The following is a 19,499-nucleotide window of genomic DNA, read 5'->3' as shown; positions in this document are numbered from 1 at the left end:
TAGGGGCCCTATAGAAAGATTCAGACAAATTAACCGATGCACGATTCGGATAGGTCGCGACCTGTCCCTACGAATTTATGGTGTTGATGGGCCTCTATGGCAAATATACCATGCGTATGTCCTAAACTATTGTCTCGTTAAATAGTTAAAGAGTCAAAACCAACAAACTTAGAACGCACCATATGTCTATACTTCAATTAAAACCATCCATACTGGTCGAGACGCCTTTGGGGACGGGCCAGGCCATTTTCATCATCGACTACGGCATGCACCAGAACACCTGCTGGGTGGTCGCCTTGCAAAAAGACGGCGTGATCAAGCATTTTGATTGCAACGACGTGATCCTGTCCACGAACTATACCTATGGCATGAATCTCCGGAAAAATCACTTTCCGGTGAAAGAATCTAGTCCGCCTTCCGAATAACTAATTGAAACAAGCAGTGACAATAATAAAAGGTCTGTCAGGTATACCTGGCAGACCTTTTTTACTTCTAGTCAATTGGGTGAATTCGTTGTCGGATCAACTCGCCTTATTCGAGATCGTTACTACGCGGCCGGATCGTCCGGATGGGCTGAATACTTTCAGCTTCACCTCCCCTTTCGCGCTGATCGGGCCCGTGTACACCTTGCTCTTTTCGGTAGGCTCCGAACCGTCTGTGGTGTAGCGGATGACGAATCCAGGCAATTGTACATTGGCCAGTACTTTTCCGTTCTCCAGCACGGCACCGGCTGTCGGGATGCGGTACTGGAAGCCGCCGGCATAGTGGCTCAGGCGCGGCAGTTCGCGCTTGCCCAATACATTTACAAAGGCAGACCAGGCCTGGTTGTAGGCCGCTTCGGCTTTGGCAGCATCTGGCTCGGTTGCCCAAGCCGGGTCCGGTGCCCAGGCGCGCTCTGCCAGACCCAAAAGCTTCGGCAGCAGCATGTACTCCAGGCGTTCCGGGGTTTTGATCATCTCAGACCAGAGCGGCGCCTGCAATCCTACAATATTCGTGCGCCCAAAGGCAGTCAGTCGCTCTTTTCCTTTAAAGACTACCGCAGGATTGATCGGATCGTTGTTGGTATCTACTTTCTGGTTCTTCATGTAGTCAAAGGGGATGAAGTAGAAGGGCTTGTCCAGGTCCAGGTAGCCTGCCCAGTACAGGCCCGGCTCGTCGTAGGCTTTCTGGTAAGTCAGGTCCAGGTATAGGTTGGAGGCGTTGGTGAGCACCACCTTGTAGCCGGCATTCGCCATACGGTAGGCCAGGTCCTCGGCGCCCCACAGGTTGTTCCAGACATCCACATGAAAGTTCTTGTCTTTGAAATCCAGGTTGGGCACATACTTTTTCTTCCCGTTCTCCTCTACCCTTGTCAGGCCTATTTCCTCCCATCCTGACATATAGAGCTTGCGCGCGTTGAGCATAGAGTTCACCTTGCCAAAGAAGTAGTCCCAAAGATCGTATTTACCTTTTATACCTGGGTTAGCCGCCATCAAAGCGTCTACCGCAGGCGACTTCTCCCATACGCCATTGGGTACCTCGTCGCCGCCCATGTGGATGGTCTGGATCGGGGCACCGGCCTCCTGATACATGGCCAGGATCTCGTCCACCACCTTTTCGAGGAAGGTATAGGTAGAAGGCAGCGCCACGTTGATCACGTTATCATTCCAGTTCTGTACAGAACGGTACACCGATTTATCCTCCAGGTCGCGAAGCAGGTAGCGTTTTGCTTCTTCGGGTTTCCCCTCCTTCATCAGGCGGGCATAGCGGGCATCCATCGACTTGATTGCGGCACGGGCATGACCCGGCGTTTCGATCTCCGGAATCACCTTGATGTGGCGCTCCGTCGCGTACTTCAGGATCTGGATAAAGTCTGCTTTGGTATAGTGCCCGCTGCCGCTTGTCTTATCGGCGTCCGGACCAGAGCCCAGCGAAGGCTGCAGTTGGTTCAGCTCATCGACGGTATGGCCGCGTCTGCCGCCAACCTCCGTCAGTTCCGGCAGACCCGGAATTTCCAGGCGCCAGCCTTCGTCATCGTTCAGGTGAAAGTGCAGTACATTCAGCTTGTAGAGCGCCATCAGATCCAGCACCTTCAGCACCTGCTCCTTCGACTGGAAATTGCGCGACACATCCATCATAAAAGCTCTGTGCCCAAAACGCGGCGCATCCGAAACACGCACACCCGGCAGCTGCACAGAAGCCTGTTTTTTAGCCAATGCTGTTGCCGGAATCAGCGTCTTCAGCGATTGTGTGCCATAAAAAGCGCCTGTCGGTGTAGAGGCATTAATCACCACTTCCTGCGGACTCACCTGCAGTTCGTAGGCTTCCGGCCCCAACCCTTTCTTGAGTTGCAAACGAATTGCCTTGCCGGTACCCAGCATGCTGATGACCGGTTTTTTGCCGAAAACAGTACCCAGGTGATCCGCCAGCAAGGTAGCCTCGCGCATAAAAGCAGCATCCGTTACAATAGGTATAGCGGCGGTCATGGTAAACGGCTGGCCGGATTCGTGGTATACAGCCGGTGTCGGGAAAACTTTGGTCAGCTTCTCTTCTGCGATGTCGGTAATCACCTTGTTCTGCGCATACACCTCTTTCGCCTGCAGCCAGTTAACCCAGGGCTGGTCCGGCTTTTTCACGCTAATGGGCGCAGTGGTGTAGCCTTTTGACTTGTCATGGTCCCAAACCAGGTAAAAGCCATGCGGCGTTCTGGACTCGTTCACCACCTGTCCACCCGAAACGAGCTCTATCCGCTGCGAAGCGCCAGGTGCCAGTCCTTTGAAAGCAGCAGTCGGCGCCAGATAGCGCAGGTCGCCGTTCACATGCTCCACTTTGAAGGGAGCATTCTCCTCTTTGGGCTTAAGAGCAGGAAAGGAATGGAAATACAGGGTCCAGCCACTGGCCGGCAAAGGTGAATCGCCTGTGTTGGTGAGGGTGAGCACCGCCAGCGTTTGTGGCTTGTTCTCGTACTTTCCGTCCGCAACCTCATAGCTCAGCTTGAGCTTCTTGGGGTCGAAATTTTTACTGCTTTCCTGTGCAAAGGCATTTGCATAGAGCATAACATAGAGGGCGCATAAAACGGCTGCCAAGGGCTTTCTCATGGTATCAAAATCATCAGATGTGTCGAAGGATGCTGAAATATAGCATAAAATAGGTAGAACCGAAACCTAAAACCTGCACAAAACCGCAAGATGGATGTGACAACTCAATTCTGGTGGTCAGGTGCGCGATATTATTTCAACCAGAGGCAACCATCCGGAAATAATGTCCGTGATGGGGGCACCTCGACAAAAAGAAGAAAAACACATGGCACAAACCTATACCTCTCTGAACAAACTGATGCTGGGCATTATGCTTATGGCTGCTGTGGCCTGTGCCGATGACAACGAAGAAGACCTGACGCCGCAGCAGCCCGCCCAGCAATGCGATACCAATGCGGTGACCTTTTCGGGCAGCGTGGTGCCCATACTGGCTGCCAACTGCTACGCCTGCCATGCCGCCAACATTGCAGAGGGTGGCGTGGTACTGAGCAGCTATGCCGGTGTAAAGGCGAAGGTAGACGACCGCCGCCTGATCGGTGCGATTACCCATGCGCCCGGCTTCGCTCCCATGCCGCAAGGCGCTGCGAAACTCTCGGCCTGTGATATTGAGAAGATCAAGAAATGGGTCGACAATGGCGCTCCGAACAATTAAATCCTGGCCATGAAACAGCTTCTTCTGCTTATAGCGCTCTTCCTTTTTCCCCTTGCCAATGGGGTGGCGCAGGCACGTTTCTTCACCAAAACAGGCCACATCTGGTTCTATTCGGATGCTCCCCTGGAGGACATCGAAGCGCATAACCGGAAAGTGGTTTCCGTGCTGGATCTGAGTACCGGCGAAATGGTCTTTTCTGTCCCGATGAAGGAGTTTCAGTTCAGGAAATCCCTGATGCAAACGCACTTCAATGAAAACTACGTAGAGTCGGACAAGTACCCGAAGGCTACCTTTAAGGGAAAAATAATGAATCCCGACGCCGTGGACGTCACCCGGCAAGCGGCATACCTCGTGCGGGTACAAGGCGTGCTGAACATACATGGCAAAGACAAAGCCATCGACACTGTGGGTACCCTGGAAGTGAAAGATGGGCGCATCTATGGCAAGTCCACCTTCTCGGTCACACCACAGGAGTTTGACATCCATATTCCGCGGCTCGTTCGCAACAACATCGCCAGGCGGATTGACATTACCGTGGACATCATCTATTCCCCGCTAACAGGTAACAGCCTCTGACATGCGAAAGAAATGGATGCTTTTGGTGCTGCTCTGCCTGCCCACAGCCTTTGCGCAGGCACAGGACGACCTGCTAAAAATAGCTGAGGCCAGCGACAGCGCAACCACTGGCCCTGTAACCGGTACCTTTAAGACCACGCGCCTGGTGAACGGGCACACAGTGGAAACGAACAGCGCCGGCGTACTGCTCTTTCTGATCTCTCACCGCTTTGGTACTCTGAACAGCGGTGCCTACGAGCTGTTCGGACTCGACCAGGCGACCATCCGCCTCGGGCTGGAGTACGGCTTAACAAACCGGCTTGACATAGGTATAGGCAGGAGCTCCCTGGAAAAGACCTTTGACGGTTTCTTGAAGTATAAGCTGCTGCAGCAACAAATGGGAACAGGTAGCCCGGTCACCGTCACGCTCTTTTCCAGTGCAGCTGTCCGCTCGCTGAAATGGCCACAGGAGGAAAACAACTTTGATTTCAGGCACCGATTGGCTTACACGCAGCAGGTACTTATTGCTCGGAAATTTACAGATCGCTTCTCGCTCCAGCTATCCCCCACCCTGGTGCACCACAACCTGGTTCCAACCCGTCGGGATGAAAACAAGGTATACGCACTGGGCGGAGGCGGGCGATTCAAGATCACCAAGCGAACCTCCTTCAACGCGGAGTATTTTTACTTGCTCTCCGGTGAGGCACGACAGGACTACCGGAACGGCCTTTCCCTTGGGTTTGACATCGAAACAGGCGGACATGTTTTTCAGTTGATCTTTACGAACGCAGAGGGTATGGTGGAGAAATTTTTCGTTAGCCGGAACACCGGCTATTGGTCTGACGGAGACATCTATTTTGGCTTTAACATTTCGCGGGTCTTCGATCTGAAAGGAGAAAAGAAGTGGTGAGATAATCAGGATAATAGAATAGTGGTATTTCAGTATAGATGCTTAACTTAGGCTCCTCATACGCTATACCTCATTGGAACTATGCTGAAAAAATTTTGGAAGAATGCCACGCTCACCACGCTCGTGCTGGCCACCTTCACCCTATCCGGCCACGGACAGGATGCCAAAACCGAAACAGACTTGCAGTCTATCATGCAGCAGCACGACATGGTGGGGCTGGCCGTGGTTGTGGTGAAGAAAGGCGAAATTGTTTATAATAAATCCTTCGGATTGAAGGATGTCGAAAGCCAGACACCGCTCTCCCCAAATGATATTTTCAGGATTGCCTCCATCTCCAAATCCTTTACCGCTACGGCCCTGATGCAGTTGATCGAGGCAGGAAAGCTTTCACTGGAGGATGATGTGAGCAAGCTGGTGGGTTTTCAGGTGCGCAACCCGAAGTACCCGGATAAAGTCATCACGCTGCGCATGATGCTTTCGCATACTTCCAGCATCAACGACAGCCAGGGCTACTTCACCCTCGACACCATCGACCCGGCCAAAAACCCGAACTGGGCTGCCTGCTACAACAACTACGAGCCCGGCACGCAATACGAGTACTGCAACCTGGGTTTCAACATGGGCGGCACCATCCTGGAGAAACTGACCGGCGAGCGCTTCGACCAATCCATCAAGCACCGCATCCTGGACCCGCTGGGGCTATACGGCGGCTACAACGTAGACTCCCTGGACGCCAGTCGTTTCGTGACCCTGTATGAGTACCATGCGGACTCGAGCCGTTTCTCTCCTTCGCCCTCGGCATATGCCCCGCGCCGGCAAGAGATCAGAAATTACAAAATGGGCCATAGCACCCCTATCTTCTCGCCCACCGGCGGCATGAAGATGTCGGCCCCTGACCTGGCCAGGTATATGACCATGCATATGAACAAAGGCGAGTACAAGGGTACACGCATCATTTCGAAGAAAAGCGCGAAGCAAATGCAGTCGAAGATTGCCGACAATGGCTACGGACTGGCCCTAAAAACAGAAAAAAAACTGATCCCGGGTAAGGCGCTGGTTGGCCACACCGGCAATGCCTACGGCCTCTACAGCGCCATGTTCTTCCAGCCAAAAGAACAGTTCGGCTTTGTGGTGATAACGAACGGAACCAGTGCCCCGGAAGTAAATGAATACAACCTGGCGCTGGCTGAAGTGATCAACAGTCTGTATAAGAATTTGATCAAATAAGCAGCGCATTTAGGCTTGCTGCAGGTTTAGCGCTATACCTGACAAGCACCGGTTTTTAGAAGATACAATCCAGATAGAATAGAGCTAACAGCTCACGTATAAGCAAAAAGCCTCTCCGGAAATGGAGAGGCTTTTTGCTTTTAGATCAGGCCTATACCTGTTGTCTGTTGCTTTTATAACTCGCTGGCATTGAAGGTATCGCCCTGGTTCACGTCGCCTGTCTCGAAGCCTTTTCTGAACCAGCGAACCCGTTGGGCTGAGGTGCCATGGGTGAACGAGTCGGGTACCACCCGGCCAGTGGCTTGCTTTTGCAGGCGGTCGTCGCCGATGGCGCTGGCGGCGTTCAGGGCTTCTTCCAGGTCGCCGGGCTCCATAAAGCCGGTGGAGCGCTGGGTATGGTGTGCCCAGACGCCGGCATAGAAATCAGCCTGCAGTTCCACACGCACCATGAGCTGATTAAACTCAGTCTGGGACAATCTGCCCCGCATGGCGTTCACCTGGTCCATGGTGCCGGTGAGCTTCTGAATATGATGCCCTACCTCGTGGCCCACAACATAAGCTTGCGCAAAGTCGCCTTCGGCACCCAGCTTGCGCTCCATCTCTTCAAAAAAACTCAGGTCGATGTACAGCTTTTCATCGCCGGGGCAGTAGAACGGTCCGGTGGCGGAAGAAGAAAGCCCGCAGGCCGATTGTACCTGACCTGAATACAACACCAGGGTGGGTTCCCGATAGCCTTGAATCATTGTGTTCCAGACATCCTCAGTATCGGCCAGTACCACGGCTGTCTGATCTGCCAGCTCCTGCTCTTCCGGACTCGGCTGGTATCCGGTTGTCTGCGCATACTGCGGCTCGCCACCCACAAACTGTTGCAGGAGCGCCAGTGGGTTGGTTCCCGTCAAAAACATGATGAGTAACAGTACCCCGACTATGATGAGCCCCACTTTGGAGAACAGGAGCCGGAACAATGGGATGAGCAGCATGGGACTGATGCCTCTGCCACCACCTCCAAAACCGCCTGCCGATTGCCCCCTGCGGTCTTCTATATTGCTGCTTTTTCTTCTACCTTGCCATTTCATAATTTTCTTATTTGTTCTGCCTTACTGATGTAAGTCTGTCCCTACTTTTTGAACTGTATAACGTGGAGCGGCAACTCTTGGATGTGAGAAGTTTGCATACCTTGGCGCTCAGCAAAATGATAGGCACTTTGGGTGGTTCGGAGATGTACTATCGCTGTGGCCATGCCCAGACCTTGCGGTGTCTTTATACCCGCGGGTGTCTAACCGATCTGCCTTCGCTAAAGATATTTCAGGTAAAACCACGGTGAAAGGGTGAGACACACGTAGGAGCTGCGCATACTGCGAGGTCGGGTCGTTTGTACTGCTGCACGCAAATGATCAGGTGCTAGCCTTGGAAGGTAAAGCCCAACCCTGTACCTTTCTTCTCCCGTACCCCTGCTATACCTTAGCCCCTCACATGGACAACCTCAAAGAATTTATGCACCTCGTCTGGTCGGCCGTGAAAGGCAAGGAGCAGGATTTCACAACTCTGGGCATCCGGCCGGGTATCGTGCTGCTGGCCGTCCCCATGATCCTGGAGATGATGATGGAGTCGCTCTTTGCGGTGGTGGACATTTTTTTTGTTGGCCGCCTGGGACCACACGCGCTGGCCACCGTCGGGCTTACAGAGACGGTCCTGATGGTGATCTACTCGGTGGGAATGGGTGTGAGCATTGCGGCCACAGCCCTGGTCGCGCGCCGCATTGGCGAGAAAAACTATCACGAGGCGGGCAACGTCACCTTCCAGCTCCTGGTCACGGGTGCCGTGCTGGCCCTGCTGATGGGTATACTGGCCACTTGGTTTGCGGCCGACATCCTGACGCTGATGGGCGCCGAAGCCGACCTGCTCGAAACCGGGCTCCGCTATGCGCAGATCATCTTCGCCGGCAACCTGGTCATCATTCTGCTTTTCCTGATCAACGGAATTTTTCGGGGAGCCGGTCAGCCGCACCTGGCCATGCGTGCGCTCTGGCTCGCCAATGGCGCCAACATTGTATTGGACCCGCTCCTCATCTTCGGCATCGGCTCCTTCGAAGGCCTGGGACTGGAAGGCGCGGCCTGGGCCACCACCATCGGGCGCAGCATAGGCGTGGTCTACCAATTCTACCACCTCCTCAATGGCAGGCATCTGCTCAAGGTCGGGCGCGACAACCTGGTGGTTAGTTTTGCCATGATCAGGCGCATCCTGGCCCTTTCGTCGGGCGGCATGGGCCAGTACCTGATTGACTCGGCCAGTTGGATTTTCCTGACACGCATCATCGCCGAGTTTGGCAGCAGCGCCCTGGCCGGCTATACCATCGCCTTCCGCCTGATCATGTTCGCCATGCTGCCGGCCTGGGGATTATCCTCTGCGGCAGCTACGCTGGTCGGCCAAAACCTGGGCGCACAGAAAGCGAGACGGGCAGAGCTGGCCGTGTGGCTGACGGCCAGGTATAACATGATCTTTATGGCGGGCGTCACTTTCCTGTTCATCTTCTTCGGAGAACACCTGGCTGCATTTTTTGCAAGCGATCAGACCGTGATCGCGGTTACCTCGGAGGCGCTACAGATCATAACGCTGGGCTACGTCTTTTTCGGGTTGGGCATGGTGATGGTGCAGGCCTTTAACGGAGCCGGCGATACCCGCACACCGTCCGTCATCAACATTGTGGTGCTCTGGCTGATCGAAATCCCGCTGGCTTATCTGCTGGCAAAATACCTAGGATTCGGGATCACTGGCATTTTCCTGGCCATCGCCTTCTGCCACTCATTCCACGCACTGGTCGGCTGGTGGCTCTTCCGGCGCGGCACCTGGAAAGCGGTGAAGGTATAGCTTCGGCTTCAGGAATAGCGTTTGTTGACTGGTCAGAAGTTGCCTGCTATATAATTAAGGAATCGGTAGACTTATCGCATAAAAAAAGCAGGTATAGCCGCTCGGGCTATACCTGCTTAAAAGGGAAAGAGTCTGTTGACTAGTTTTGTACTAACAAGCCGTTGAAGTTTGCCACGAAATAGGCATGCGCCTGCTCCATACTCAGGATATGGCCTTGCTTCTGGGCATCTGCAGCCAGACGGAAGCCAAGTTCAGCCGCCGCCATGCGCTGATCCGGTGTACCGTGGTGTCCATTGCTTGCGAAACCACAGTCGCCGATCTGGAAGAACAGCTCATAGAACTGGGCCACACGCTTGCTGTTATACGTGGCGCCCCGCTTGTGCGTCATGTAGTAAGCAGCCAGAAAATCGGCTTCCAGTTCTTTGTAGCGCGTATCTTCAGATATACTGGCAAAAGTACCTGCCGGATACCAGGCGTTCATGTTTTTGAACTGGATCTGGTGCGCCCATTCGTGTGCCAGTATACCGGTCCACACAATGTCTTGCTCTATACCTGTTCCTGAAATCATCTCCACAAGCCCGTCGCCTATCACGATCAGGTTATTGTAAGTCGTGGCAAAACCATCGGCAGCGAAGAAAGGAGACTCCGGCAATTGATTGGAGAACGTATTGAAATACAGGATCTGATCAGCCACAGCATAGGCTTGCTCTCTTGAGGTGATGCCAACGCCAATTAGCTCATATACATCGGCAAGCCGCTCCCTGTCATTCAATGTAGCCGTGTGCTGTCCGTTCAATCGGATCTGGTTTGGCATGTTCCAGAATTTTTCCAGTTCACGCTTGCGCTTGTTCATCAGGTCGGTATACTCACCGTTTGCACCGAAGTACTGAGCAGATTCGTCAATCATGGCAGCATACTGACCTAATGTCAGATAAGTATTATAGATCGGCTGTGCCTGCGGTCCAAATAAGCCAACCAAATCTGTAGCCAGTGGTGCGAAATAGCTGTTTTGCACAGTTGCAAAAGAGGTAGGGCCACAAGTAGTAGGCTCTACGACATTGCCCATCAACATATTGCGCAAATTCTCATGCACAGGTATCTGGTCCTCTATGGATTTTAATGGCGTAAGCTCCGAAGTGCTGAGGTTTGAGGTTGAAGAAGATTGCAGGGTGCTGCTCGAGGCCAAGCCTACATCGTCCATTTCCTTCTCACAGGAAAAAGAAATGAAAGCCAGTCCCAGGCAGAATAAAGTAGTCTTTGTTCTGTTCATACTACGTGTGATTAAATGAGATTAAGTTTGGGTATAGGTAAAAATAATCAGGATGTAAGGCGCCACTTTGCAAGCCAAAATAGCTGTATTAAAGGTAGCTGTTCTTGTACCAGAACCAAATTTTATTGCCATAAATAATATTTAATCCGATTTAGTTCCAAGGCGCGGTCTTCATTCGGGGAGATGCTTTGTAAAACCCATCACAAGCACAGCCGTTATTGCATGATGTTACAGAAACAGACCTTTTTAACGAACGCTTTGTCGAGCTTCACTTCGTTGCATCACATGTTATTTACAAGCGATCATTATATACCCCCTGCCACCGGCCAGAAATTCACACGTATTATTTGGCTGCTTGCACTCATGCTTTTCACCCTGCCGGCCGAGTCCTATGCACAGGAAGAGACCCCGGACACCGCAGCGGTTGTTGCCGCACCGGAGTGGCCAGAGGACTCGCTAGGCAGGCGTAGCCCGAGGGGCACCGTGACAGGTTTTATCAAAGCAGTAGCCGATGGCGATTATACCCGGGCAGCTTTCTACCTGAACCTGCAAACGGCCACCGACACCATAAAGGACGGGGCTATGATGGCGCAGGCATTGCAACGCATGCTGGATCAGCGCAGCAAAACCTTGCCTCGCTCCTGGATCAGCAATTTGCCGGAAGGCGACCTTAAAGACGATCTGTCCCCTAATCTGGAACGCGTCGGAACGGCCACCGTCAATGAACAGAATGTCGACATCCTGCTGGAGAAAACCGAGGGACCGGCTGGTGGCCCGATCTGGCTGGTAGCATATGAGACGCTCCGCCAGGTACCTGTAGAGGAAGCCGCCCCTTCCGAAACCGTGATTGAGAAAACCTTGCCTGGCTTTCTGGAAGAAAACCGCTGGGGAGGTGCACCGGCGGGCCATTGGTTGGGGATGTTGGTGATTGGGGTGGTCGCCTATTTACTTGCCTGGAGCATCACTTCGGGCCTGATATTCCTGATCAGCTACATCTGGCGGAAGACCCGTAACGAGCCAACGTACGGTTTCATCAGGGCCTTTTCTCTGCCCGTGCGGCTATACCTGGCGGCCGTTCTGCTGGTATACCTGAGCCAACGGCTGGGCATCTCGTTCGTGCTGAGGCAGCGCTTCAGTGAGCTCACCATCATTATCGGCCTTATAGCGGTGCTGCTGCTGCTCTGGCGACTGGTGGACGTCATTACAAGTTTCAGCAGGCGCCGCCTGGTGGACCGCCGCAACATGGCAGGCATCTCTATTGTGCTTTTCCTGCAACGCGGCGCCAAGATAGCCCTGGTTGTGTTTGGTGTTATTTTCATACTCAGCACCCTCGGATTCGATGTCACCACGGGTCTGGCCGCACTAGGTATAGGCGGTATTGCGTTGGCGCTGGGTGCCCAGAAAACGGTCGAGAACTTTGTCGGGAGCGTGACGCTCATTGCCGACCAGCCCATCCGGGTGGGCGACTTTTGCAAAGTGGGCGACACGAGCGGCACCGTGGAGCAGATCGGCATGCGTTCTACCCGCCTGCGCACAACGGAGCGTACCATCGTTACCATTCCGAACGGAGATTTCTCGTCGCAGAAGATTGAGAACTTTGCCCACCGCGACCGCTTTTTGTTTAACCCGGTGCTAAGGCTCCGCTACGACACCACGCCGCCTCAGATACAGGCTGTGTTACGCTCTCTGAGAGAAACCCTCACGGCGCATCCCAAAATAGACAAAACGAGTGCACGCGTGCGCCTCACCGAGATCACGACAGATGCCCTGAAAATCGAAGTGTTCTCCTACATCCTGACCAGCGATTTCAACGAACACCTGGAAGTAAAGGAAGGTCTGCTCTTAACCATGATGGATGCCGTCAATACCAAAGGCAAAGGGTTCGCGCTGCCAGTCCAGCAACTGCTGGTCAGTAATGATGGGGCCGGTACGGAAGAGAAAAAAGAAAAGTCTTTATAAAGGCAGGTTAATGCCTTTATAAAGACTTTTCTTGTTCGCAAAGGCCACCAGCGAGAACATACCTGACACTTCATACTGCATACCCACCACGCATACCAGCACGGCCGGACTGTCAAGTCCGAACAGCACGATAGATACCGCCACAACCAGCTCAAAAAAGCACCTCTAATTGTTCCGCGGCCACATACCTGATCAGGGTGCCGGCCACAATTTGGCGGCAGGTATAAGATTCCGCAACAGGCACAGGTAATCCAAAAAAAATTGAAGGCTGGCGAAATCCGGATAGCCCTGGGATTCGTTTGTATGCTCCATTCACCAATTAAAACTAAAAGAGACTATGGAGTTAGCAAGCATATTATTGTTTATCGGGGGCCTGGGTGGTCCTGAGGTAATATTGATCATCCTTGTTTTTGTCTTGTTTTTCGGGGCAAAACGCATTCCTGAAATGGCCAAAGGTCTGGGTCGGGGTATCCGGGAATTCAAGGAATCTTCGAGGGAAATAAAAGATAGTTTCGAAAAATCCGCCGCAGTGCAGCCCGAGACAGAACAAGTTAACCTAAACCGGGAGTAGCCCCCCTGTTGATAAGAGAAGTCCGCTTTTGAAATCAGACTTCTTTTTTTTGTCTTTTTTTCACTCCCCTAAATCCAGACAAGACGGCTGGTTCGTAAGTCTGGCATTGCTGACGGTCAAGCAGTTTGTCTGTAGCAATTTCCAATAACTTTCACCTAATAACTAGACTTATGAAAAAACTACAGAACGAGCTGGCGGAGAATGACCTGAGCCTGAAGAGCAGCCTGGTGGCTCCTATCCAGCGCCGTGCTTTCCTGCGTTATGCCAGCGCCACGGCAGCGGCTTCTACCCTCCTCTTTATGACCTCCTGCGACGATGACGATGACAAGGGCCCCATGGACCCGATGGCGGTTGACCTGGGCTCGGGTGACACCGGCATTCTGAACTATGCTTACGCCCTTGAGCAGTTGGAGGCAGCCTTCTATACCGAAGTGGTGGCCCGCTCGATGGGGGTTTTCAACCAAACTGAGCAGCAGATCATGCAGGACCTGAAAGGCCACGAATCCATTCACCGGGATTTCCTCAAAGCAGCACTGGGCTCCGCCGCTATACCTGACCTGGAAGTGAACTTCAGCTCCATTAACTTCAACGACAAGAACAGCATACTCACGACTGCCCGTACCTTCGAAGATCTGGGTGTGGCGGCTTATAATGGCGCTGGAAGATTCCTGGAAAACGCCGGATTCCTGACATTGGCTGGCAAGATCGTATCCGTAGAGGCCCGACACGCCGCTGTTATCCGCGACATCATCTCCAACGGCACCTTCTCCGACACCGCCGACGCCAAAGGCCTGGACCCTGCCATGATGCCTGCCGAAGTGCTCAAGGCTGCTTCCGCATTCATCAGTACCCCCATCAATGCCAATAATCTTCCTAAATAAGACACACCATGAACATATTCAGAATAATAGCAGATATCGAAAAAGTTGATCCTGAAGTGTATAATAAGCTCGACTCGAGACGCAGCGTTTTCAAAAGCCTCGGGAATATGGGTAAAACTGCTGCCCTGACCGCTATACCTGTCGCGCTTGGGTCGGTATTCAACAAAGCGTATGGACAGAGCTCCGGCACCGTGCTGGAAGTGCTCAACTTCGCATTGAAACTAGAGTACCTGGAGCGCAACTTTTACGCCGGCGGACTGGCTGCCAATGGCCTGATCACAGACGGAGCCGCCAGAGCAGCCATCCAGAAGATACAGATGCACGAGGCGCAGCACGTAGATATCCTGATTGCGACCATCCGCAGTCTGAACGGAACCCCGATCAGTGAGCCTACATTTAACTTCGGTAAAAACTTTGCGGACTGGAACACCAACTACCAGACTTTCCTGACACTGGCGCAAGCATTTGAGGACACCGGCGTGCGGGCTTACAAGGGACAGGCCGCCAATCTGATCAGCAATGACGCCGTTCTTACCGCCGCCTTGCAGATACACTCGGTAGAAGCACGCCATGCAGCCCATATCAGGCGCATGCGTAATAATGCCGGTTGGATAGTGGGCGCTGCCGGTAACAGCAATGTGCCTGCAGGTGCTGCGGCTGTTTACGCCGGTGAGGACAATGTGTCCCATGGCGGTATCAACGATGTGAAAACAGTCGGAAGCGGTTACTCTGCCGAGATCGCAACTGGTGCTTTTGACGAACCACTGACCAAAGACCAGGTCGCTCAGATAGTTTCACTGTTTGAGTAAATCATAGCGGAACATTTCCGATCACCGGTAAATTTCCCATAGGTGCTTCATAGTGAGAGGGCTGTCTCAGACAGCTCTTTTACTGTGAGGCATTTTGCATGATGCCGCGATAATTTCCTAAACAAATATACACATTTGATTGTAGTGTAGTCTAAAGCTTTGATAATTGGCTGATCAACGATCCAAAGAAACCCTCGCAGAAGAAGATCTGGTAGCACGGCTCCGAGCCCGTGATAGTTCAGCCATGTCACAGCTCTATGACAGGTATAGCCCTACCCTCTACGGCATCGTATTCCGAATTGTAAAAGATGAAAATGTAGCCGAAGACGTGTTGCAGGAGGCAATTTTAAGAATCTGGGTATCCTTTGATAAATATGATGCCTCCAAAGGCAGACTTTTCACCTGGATGTTGAATATTTGCAGGAATCTGGCAATTGATACAATCCGCTCAAAGCAGTATCGCGTAAGTATTCTGTCACAAAAAATAGAAGCCGACTCCCGCATATTCCACTACACAGATACCTTCAAACCGGAGCACATTGGTATGCGGGAAATTGTAGATAAATTGAATCCTGAACAAAAGCAGATCATTGACCTGATGTATTTTGATGGCCTGACTCAGAGTGAAATTGCGGAATCCTATGACATACCGCTGGGTACTGTAAAGACCCGGGCCCGCAATGCAGTCAAATTTTTATCAAGATTATTCAAAGGACGTGCATAACGAAGACTACATAGCATCGGGTATTCTTGAACTCTACGCAGCGGGCGGTTTAACCGAAGCAGAGCGGGAGGAAGTGGAGCGTCAGGCCGCGCAATCACCGGAGATCCGGTCGGCGCTGGACGAGGCCTGCGCTGCCATGGAAGCCTATGCCGGACTTTATGCCCATACCCCAAAAAGTGAACTCAAAACCAGAATCATGAATCAGCTGGCGAATGAAGAAGCAAATGTTCGCCAGCTTCCTATCGATAATCTCCGCGAACCAGGCGCCTCTAAGCAGGGGGCTTATCAGTGGATGCTTGCCGCCAGTGTCGCACTGATGCTGTTTTCCGGCATTTTAAGTGTATTTTTCTATAGCAAATGGCAACAGGCCGAGGAAAGGCTGGCCGGCGTAATGGCTTCAGAGCGATTGCTAGCCCAGCAGATGAAGCAGACATCATTACGCTTGCAGCAGCAGCAAGAAACCCTGGCCATCGTTCGCGACCCTGATTTTGAACTGGTGAAGTTAAAAGGAGTTCAGACAAATCTGGAGGCCGCTTTGCTCGTGTACTGGAATCCGGACCAGGCAGCAGTGTATATTGACCCCGTTTCACTTCCGACTCTCCCAACTGGAAAGCAATACCAGTTATGGGCGCTGTTGGACGGACAGCCTATCGACGCAGGAATGATTGAACTGACAGAAGAGAAGATCAAGCTGCAGCAAATGAAGCATATCAATGCGGCACAGGCTTTTGCCGTTACAGTGGAGCCAGTTGGAGGCAGCGCAACTCCAACACTGGAAACGATCACGGTGATGGGAAAGGTTGGTTCTTAAATAAGCTCTACGTCTCCTGCTAGGCTTTTAGAGGTAAACTTCACATTGTTCCAGAAGAGCTGACTGAAGATAGCCTGGAAAAGTGGGGTGGGAACGTGTTCTTCGTCAAGCTGAAGGGTGGCCAGCAAACGCATGACTTCCTGCAGTTTCCGGAGCTGTGAGGTCTCGTTCATGTGGTTGAGTTCTTCCTTGCCGAACAGGAAAGCATCAGCCAGCCGCTCATCGGTACGCTCCACGTAGTCCATTACCTCATATACCCGGGCAGAGAGCTCGGACAACATGGTATCGTTCGTTACACGATCAAACTTCCAAAGGTATGGCACGATGGGCGCGCCTAACTGCTGGCTCCGCTCGATGTCGGAGAGTCGCTTGTACAGCAACAGGGCCAACACCAGGTTGTTGCAACAATCCTTACTTAGGGTGATCTCCCGGAACAGCCCAATGGCCTGCCCCACCGTACTAAAAATGTGCTCGACCACCCTTTGCTCTTCTTTTCGCCAATGGCACATGTGCACCAGGTCGTCGGTTACGTTAAAGGAGCCCGGGTTTTGGTAAACAGCCTCCTCCACCGCCTGCACCATGGCATCGAAACCAGGTGCTGCACGATGCAAACGATTGAAACAAATAAAATAGGCGATCTGGTGGATGGTCATGGGCACCTGCCGAAAGCGAAGTGTCGTCTTGATGGCTTCTGGAACATTCATAGAGCAGGCCCAATAAAGGTTAAGGAATTAACCTGTGCTGACAGGTATAAATCAAATATAACGCATTAAGTTTCAGGCATTCAATACCCAGAAGTGGGTATTTTTCAGGCTTTATACCACCACAACGACTTTCCCCACTGACTTGCCCTGCTGAAACAAGCGGATTGCCTCGTGCATTTCGGTGAATGCGTACGTATGCCCCACATGCTGCGGCGCCAACTGCAAGGCCTGCAGGCCCTGTAGCAAGTCATGCATCAGGTCAGTCTGCTCGTAGAGGTAAATCAAATTGAAGCCCATCAGCGATTTGTTTTCACCGGGAAGTTTGAGCGGGTCAATTTTGGGGCGTCGCAGGTACTTCCAGAATAGGCGCGGGTAATTGGGCTTGCTGCCGTGACTGCTGAAAGAGGCATTGCCATATACCACCATACGCCCCATTGGCGCCAAGGCCTTCCAGCCCTGCTCTAGTATGTGTCCGCCGATGCACTCCATGATCAGGTGAAGGGGACGTCCCTGCAGGCGCTGCATGAGCTTCTCGTAAAAGTCTCCGTTGCGCAAAATCACGTCGTCGTAGCGCTCGTGCTCCCGCAGAAAATCTACCTTATCTGGCCGGCCAACGGTACCTATAGTATGGGCGCCCAGTCTCTGGCAGATACGGTTAGCCAGGATGCCTACCCCTCCTGCCGCGCTGTGGATGAGCACCTGCATGCCCGGCTTCAGGTTACCCAGTTCTGTGAGCGCATAGTAGGCCGTCAGCCCCTGCACCAAAAAGCCGGCGCCTTCCTCAAAGCTCCATTCATCAGGCAGTGGCAGCACATAGCGGTGGTGGCTGTTGATGTGCGTGACGTAGCCGCCGAACTTAGTGGCACCCATCACGCGGTCCCCGACCTGCCACTTGCCTGCCTCCGCTCCCACCGCCACAATCTCGCCTGAAAACTCCAGCCCAGGTATAAAGGAGCCAGCCGGCGTGGCACTGTAAAGGCCCTGCATGGCAAAAATATCGGCAAAGTTGAGGCCGATCGCCCGCACCCGCACGCACACCTCCTCCGGCCCAGGCGATTCCAGGGTTTCCGGGCGAAGTGCCAGGTTGCGGATGGAACCTGCCTTCGGCATGCGGTATACCTGTCGGTCAATCATATCGTGTCTATGGTTTATGGAATTTAGATCTGCTTACGACAAACAACAGTCGCTGTTCATTAAAAAAACTTTATGGAGCAGTGTGGAATTCGGTCGATTCTTTCATCTACTAAACAAAAGCAGCAGAAGGCCTGCCTGCATTGTCAACCCTAACGGAAAGGAACCCCATCATGGCACAGGTACCAGAGAAACAAAACACGGCAAAAGGCAACAAAAAACGCGCACGCAGCAAAGGCTTTCACCTGGATATGACGCCTATGGTGGACCTGGCCTCACTGCTGATGACTTTCTTCATGCTCACCACCACCTTCGCCAGGTTTCAGACCATGGAGATCAACATGCCCACAGCCCAAGGCCCAGATACGCCTGTACCGGGAAAAAACGCACTGAACATTGTGCTCGACGAAGAAGACAAGGTATACTACTATTTCGGCTACCCCGGAGATGGTCCCGAGTTGAGAGAAACGGATCTGTCAGCCACCGGCATCCGGCAGGTACTGCTGAACGAAGAGGTGAAAGGCAACCCCGACATGGTGGTGCTGGTGAAAGCGACGGCAAGCTCCCGGTTCAAAAACCTGGTAGACGCCCTCGACGAGCTCAAGATCACCGATACCCGCAAATACGCCCTGGTGGAGTTGCGCGAAGAAGACAAAGCACTGCTGGCCGCCCGTTAAGCCAAAGGCCTGCTCCCTCGGCGGGAGCAGGCCTTTAAGAGTTGATTGACAGGTTGTGCTTAGCGGCAACTTCACCTACTCCGTTGGTTCTGTCGCAAACTCACAGCTGACGGTTGGGTTAAAGGGGAAATGCATACCAGAAGGGTTATGCTTCCATACCCAGGCGTGTAGCTGGTAATTGTCGAAAGGCAGCGGATTATTATCTGAGTCGATGTACACGTCAAATTCCTGCGTGCCCAGCACTGGTGTTCCGCTTCCTTCCCACTCATCAGCCCGGATAATGAACTCCACGCCGACCAGCCTCATGCGACCGTTTTTTTCAGGCTCGTACAACAGCGCCTCCGGTCGACGGGGATCGAGCTCACCGTCGACCAGGTTGGATTTTACATAGTGGTAGCCCATGCCGCCGAGTGTCGGATGGCTGACACAAGGGCTGAAGGGTACATAGCCATCGGCCATAGCTGCCCCGATTCTGTGGTAACGGGCAGTGGCACTTCGAATATCAGCCAACACTCTGTTGTGCAGCGCAGTATTCGGTCGATTAGGGCTAGCATTAGCTTCAAGCTGCGCAGCCAGCGGTTCTGGTGCCTCCTGGCTTTCTGAATCGCAGCCCAGAAACAGGAAGGCGATGACAACAAGCGGAATGGAAAGTAAGGTTTTGATTCGGTGTTTAGAGGATGTAAGCATAGTTTGAAAAGAATTGATTCCGGGAAAAGAGAAGAGCAATAAAACC

At 52.7% G+C, this 19,499-nt stretch carries 20 protein-coding genes; 13 read left to right on the top strand and 7 right to left on the bottom strand.

The features are described from left to right. Positions 1-182 precede the first annotated feature (182 nt). Entirely contained in the window at positions 183-425 is a 243-nt protein-coding gene (locus tag B0B12_RS03050) for a hypothetical protein (protein ID WP_076666008.1), read from the top strand. Between the two features lie 96 nt (positions 426-521). Here the strand turns inward: B0B12_RS03050 and B0B12_RS03045 are convergent, their stop codons facing one another. After that, the gene (locus B0B12_RS03045; RefSeq protein ID WP_170871810.1) at positions 522-3,065 is read right to left on the bottom strand and encodes a family 20 glycosylhydrolase; all 2,544 of its coding nucleotides are present in this window, start codon (positions 3,063-3,065) and stop codon (positions 522-524) included. A gap of 217 nt (positions 3,066-3,282) precedes the next feature. Between B0B12_RS03045 and B0B12_RS03040 the strand changes: the two genes are divergently transcribed. The 4 genes from B0B12_RS03040 (at position 3,283) to B0B12_RS03025 (ending at position 6,361) form a co-directional block, all read left to right on the top strand. Continuing rightward, the gene (locus tag B0B12_RS03040) at positions 3,283-3,669 is read left to right on the top strand and encodes a hypothetical protein (protein ID WP_076666006.1); all 387 of its coding nucleotides are present in this window, start codon (positions 3,283-3,285) and stop codon (positions 3,667-3,669) included. A 9-nt stretch (positions 3,670-3,678) separates the two neighbouring features. After that, positions 3,679-4,245 carry a YceI family protein gene (locus B0B12_RS03035; protein WP_076666005.1) on the top strand — a complete coding sequence of 189 codons (567 nt, stop codon included), beginning with the start codon at positions 3,679-3,681 and terminating at the stop codon, positions 4,243-4,245. A 1-nt stretch (position 4,246) separates the two neighbouring features. Then, the gene (locus B0B12_RS03030) at positions 4,247-5,134 is read left to right on the top strand and encodes a DUF5777 family beta-barrel protein (RefSeq protein ID WP_076666004.1); all 888 of its coding nucleotides are present in this window, start codon (positions 4,247-4,249) and stop codon (positions 5,132-5,134) included. 81 nt (positions 5,135-5,215) lie between these two features. Further along, positions 5,216-6,361, top strand: a complete 1,146-nt coding sequence (locus tag B0B12_RS03025) for a serine hydrolase domain-containing protein (RefSeq protein ID WP_083704066.1) — start codon at positions 5,216-5,218, stop codon at positions 6,359-6,361. 173 nt (positions 6,362-6,534) lie between these two features. On the opposite strand, the gene ypfJ is transcribed toward B0B12_RS03025, so the two are convergent. Further along, the gene (gene ypfJ, locus B0B12_RS03020; protein ID WP_076666003.1) at positions 6,535-7,437 is read right to left on the bottom strand and encodes a KPN_02809 family neutral zinc metallopeptidase; all 903 of its coding nucleotides are present in this window, start codon (positions 7,435-7,437) and stop codon (positions 6,535-6,537) included. A gap of 397 nt (positions 7,438-7,834) precedes the next feature. On the opposite strand from ypfJ, the gene B0B12_RS03015 reads away from it, so the two are divergent. Then, positions 7,835-9,229 (top strand): MATE family efflux transporter, encoded by a 1,395-nt coding sequence (locus B0B12_RS03015; protein ID WP_076666002.1) that lies wholly within the window; start codon positions 7,835-7,837, stop codon positions 9,227-9,229. Positions 9,230-9,368: 139 nt separating this feature from the next. Here B0B12_RS03015 and B0B12_RS03010 read toward each other — a convergent pair whose 3' ends face one another. Then, on the bottom strand, positions 9,369-10,499 hold the full coding sequence (locus tag B0B12_RS03010; RefSeq protein ID WP_076666001.1) for a hypothetical protein: 1,131 nt from the start codon (positions 10,497-10,499) through the stop codon (positions 9,369-9,371). A gap of 363 nt (positions 10,500-10,862) precedes the next feature. On the opposite strand from B0B12_RS03010, the gene B0B12_RS03005 reads away from it, so the two are divergent. Continuing rightward, positions 10,863-12,458, top strand: coding sequence for a mechanosensitive ion channel family protein (locus B0B12_RS03005; RefSeq protein WP_170871809.1), 1,596 nt, complete (start codon positions 10,863-10,865; stop codon positions 12,456-12,458). Here B0B12_RS03005 and B0B12_RS20195 read toward each other — a convergent pair. Continuing rightward, on the bottom strand, positions 12,453-12,602 hold the full coding sequence (locus tag B0B12_RS20195; RefSeq protein WP_170871808.1) for a hypothetical protein: 150 nt from the start codon (positions 12,600-12,602) through the stop codon (positions 12,453-12,455). The genes B0B12_RS03005 and B0B12_RS20195 overlap by 6 nt on opposite strands. Positions 12,603-12,795: 193 nt before the next feature. On the opposite strand from B0B12_RS20195, the gene tatA reads away from it, so the two are divergent. From tatA to B0B12_RS02980, 5 genes are all read left to right on the top strand, one after another. Further along, entirely contained in the window at positions 12,796-13,029 is a 234-nt protein-coding gene (gene tatA, locus B0B12_RS03000; RefSeq protein WP_076665999.1) for a twin-arginine translocase TatA/TatE family subunit, read from the top strand. A 170-nt stretch (positions 13,030-13,199) separates the two neighbouring features. Then, on the top strand, positions 13,200-13,910 hold the full coding sequence (locus B0B12_RS02995) for a ferritin-like domain-containing protein (RefSeq protein WP_076665998.1): 711 nt from the start codon (positions 13,200-13,202) through the stop codon (positions 13,908-13,910). Between the two features lie 8 nt (positions 13,911-13,918). Next, positions 13,919-14,719: a ferritin-like domain-containing protein gene (locus B0B12_RS02990; RefSeq protein WP_076665997.1), complete on the top strand. Its 801-nt coding sequence runs from the start codon at positions 13,919-13,921 to the stop codon at positions 14,717-14,719. A 166-nt stretch (positions 14,720-14,885) separates the two neighbouring features. Further along, positions 14,886-15,443 (top strand): RNA polymerase sigma factor, encoded by a 558-nt coding sequence (locus B0B12_RS02985; protein WP_076665996.1) that lies wholly within the window; start codon positions 14,886-14,888, stop codon positions 15,441-15,443. Continuing rightward, complete coding sequence (locus tag B0B12_RS02980) at positions 15,436-16,254, top strand: anti-sigma factor (RefSeq protein ID WP_076665995.1); 819 nt, start codon at positions 15,436-15,438, stop codon at positions 16,252-16,254. The genes B0B12_RS02985 and B0B12_RS02980 overlap by 8 nt, the downstream gene beginning before the upstream one ends. Here B0B12_RS02980 and B0B12_RS02975 read toward each other — a convergent pair. Both B0B12_RS02975 and B0B12_RS02970 read right to left on the bottom strand, forming a co-directional pair. Beyond that, the gene (locus tag B0B12_RS02975; RefSeq protein ID WP_076665994.1) at positions 16,251-16,958 is read right to left on the bottom strand and encodes a hypothetical protein; all 708 of its coding nucleotides are present in this window, start codon (positions 16,956-16,958) and stop codon (positions 16,251-16,253) included. The genes B0B12_RS02980 and B0B12_RS02975 overlap by 4 nt on opposite strands. Positions 16,959-17,069: 111 nt before the next feature. Further along, positions 17,070-18,092 carry an alcohol dehydrogenase catalytic domain-containing protein gene (locus B0B12_RS02970; RefSeq protein WP_076665993.1) on the bottom strand — a complete coding sequence of 341 codons (1,023 nt, stop codon included), beginning with the start codon at positions 18,090-18,092 and terminating at the stop codon, positions 17,070-17,072. A gap of 170 nt (positions 18,093-18,262) precedes the next feature. Between B0B12_RS02970 and B0B12_RS02965 the strand changes: the two genes are divergently transcribed. Further along, entirely contained in the window at positions 18,263-18,766 is a 504-nt protein-coding gene (locus tag B0B12_RS02965) for an ExbD/TolR family protein (RefSeq protein ID WP_076667630.1), read from the top strand. 75 nt (positions 18,767-18,841) lie between these two features. Here B0B12_RS02965 and B0B12_RS02960 read toward each other — a convergent pair whose 3' ends face one another. Further along, the gene (locus B0B12_RS02960) at positions 18,842-19,453 is read right to left on the bottom strand and encodes a hypothetical protein (protein WP_076665992.1); all 612 of its coding nucleotides are present in this window, start codon (positions 19,451-19,453) and stop codon (positions 18,842-18,844) included. Positions 19,454-19,499 lie beyond the last annotated feature (46 nt).

The sequence above is a fragment of the Pontibacter indicus genome, assembly GCF_900156345.1.
GTDB lineage: Bacteria > Bacteroidota > Bacteroidia > Cytophagales > Hymenobacteraceae > Pontibacter > Pontibacter indicus.
Note: the sequence above shows the minus strand (reverse complement) of the source record. Positions and strands in the feature narration are given on the sequence as shown.

Excerpts from the sequence above, each read along its gene's own strand:
- B0B12_RS03035 (WP_076666005.1), top strand. The coding sequence starts at position 3,679 with ATGAAACAGCTTCTTCTGCTTATAGCGCTCTTCCTTTTTCCCCTTGCC.
- ypfJ (WP_076666003.1), bottom strand. The coding sequence starts at position 7,437 with ATGAAATGGCAAGGTAGAAGAAAAAGCAGCAATATAGAAGACCGCAGG.
- B0B12_RS03025 (WP_083704066.1), top strand. The coding sequence starts at position 5,216 with ATGCTGAAAAAATTTTGGAAGAATGCCACGCTCACCACGCTCGTGCTG.
- B0B12_RS03015 (WP_076666002.1), top strand. The coding sequence starts at position 7,835 with ATGGACAACCTCAAAGAATTTATGCACCTCGTCTGGTCGGCCGTGAAA.
- B0B12_RS03050 (WP_076666008.1), top strand. The coding sequence starts at position 183 with ATGTCTATACTTCAATTAAAACCATCCATACTGGTCGAGACGCCTTTG.
- B0B12_RS02970 (WP_076665993.1), bottom strand. The coding sequence starts at position 18,092 with ATGATTGACCGACAGGTATACCGCATGCCGAAGGCAGGTTCCATCCGC.
- B0B12_RS02975 (WP_076665994.1), bottom strand. The coding sequence starts at position 16,958 with ATGAATGTTCCAGAAGCCATCAAGACGACACTTCGCTTTCGGCAGGTG.
- B0B12_RS02995 (WP_076665998.1), top strand. The coding sequence starts at position 13,200 with ATGAAAAAACTACAGAACGAGCTGGCGGAGAATGACCTGAGCCTGAAG.
- B0B12_RS02965 (WP_076667630.1), top strand. The coding sequence starts at position 18,263 with ATGGCACAGGTACCAGAGAAACAAAACACGGCAAAAGGCAACAAAAAA.
- B0B12_RS02990 (WP_076665997.1), top strand. The coding sequence starts at position 13,919 with ATGAACATATTCAGAATAATAGCAGATATCGAAAAAGTTGATCCTGAA.
- B0B12_RS03040 (WP_076666006.1), top strand. The coding sequence starts at position 3,283 with ATGGCACAAACCTATACCTCTCTGAACAAACTGATGCTGGGCATTATG.
- B0B12_RS03010 (WP_076666001.1), bottom strand. The coding sequence starts at position 10,499 with ATGAACAGAACAAAGACTACTTTATTCTGCCTGGGACTGGCTTTCATT.
- B0B12_RS03030 (WP_076666004.1), top strand. The coding sequence starts at position 4,247 with ATGCGAAAGAAATGGATGCTTTTGGTGCTGCTCTGCCTGCCCACAGCC.
- tatA (WP_076665999.1), top strand. The coding sequence starts at position 12,796 with ATGGAGTTAGCAAGCATATTATTGTTTATCGGGGGCCTGGGTGGTCCT.
- B0B12_RS03005 (WP_170871809.1), top strand. The coding sequence starts at position 10,863 with ATGCTTTTCACCCTGCCGGCCGAGTCCTATGCACAGGAAGAGACCCCG.
- B0B12_RS02960 (WP_076665992.1), bottom strand. The coding sequence starts at position 19,453 with ATGCTTACATCCTCTAAACACCGAATCAAAACCTTACTTTCCATTCCG.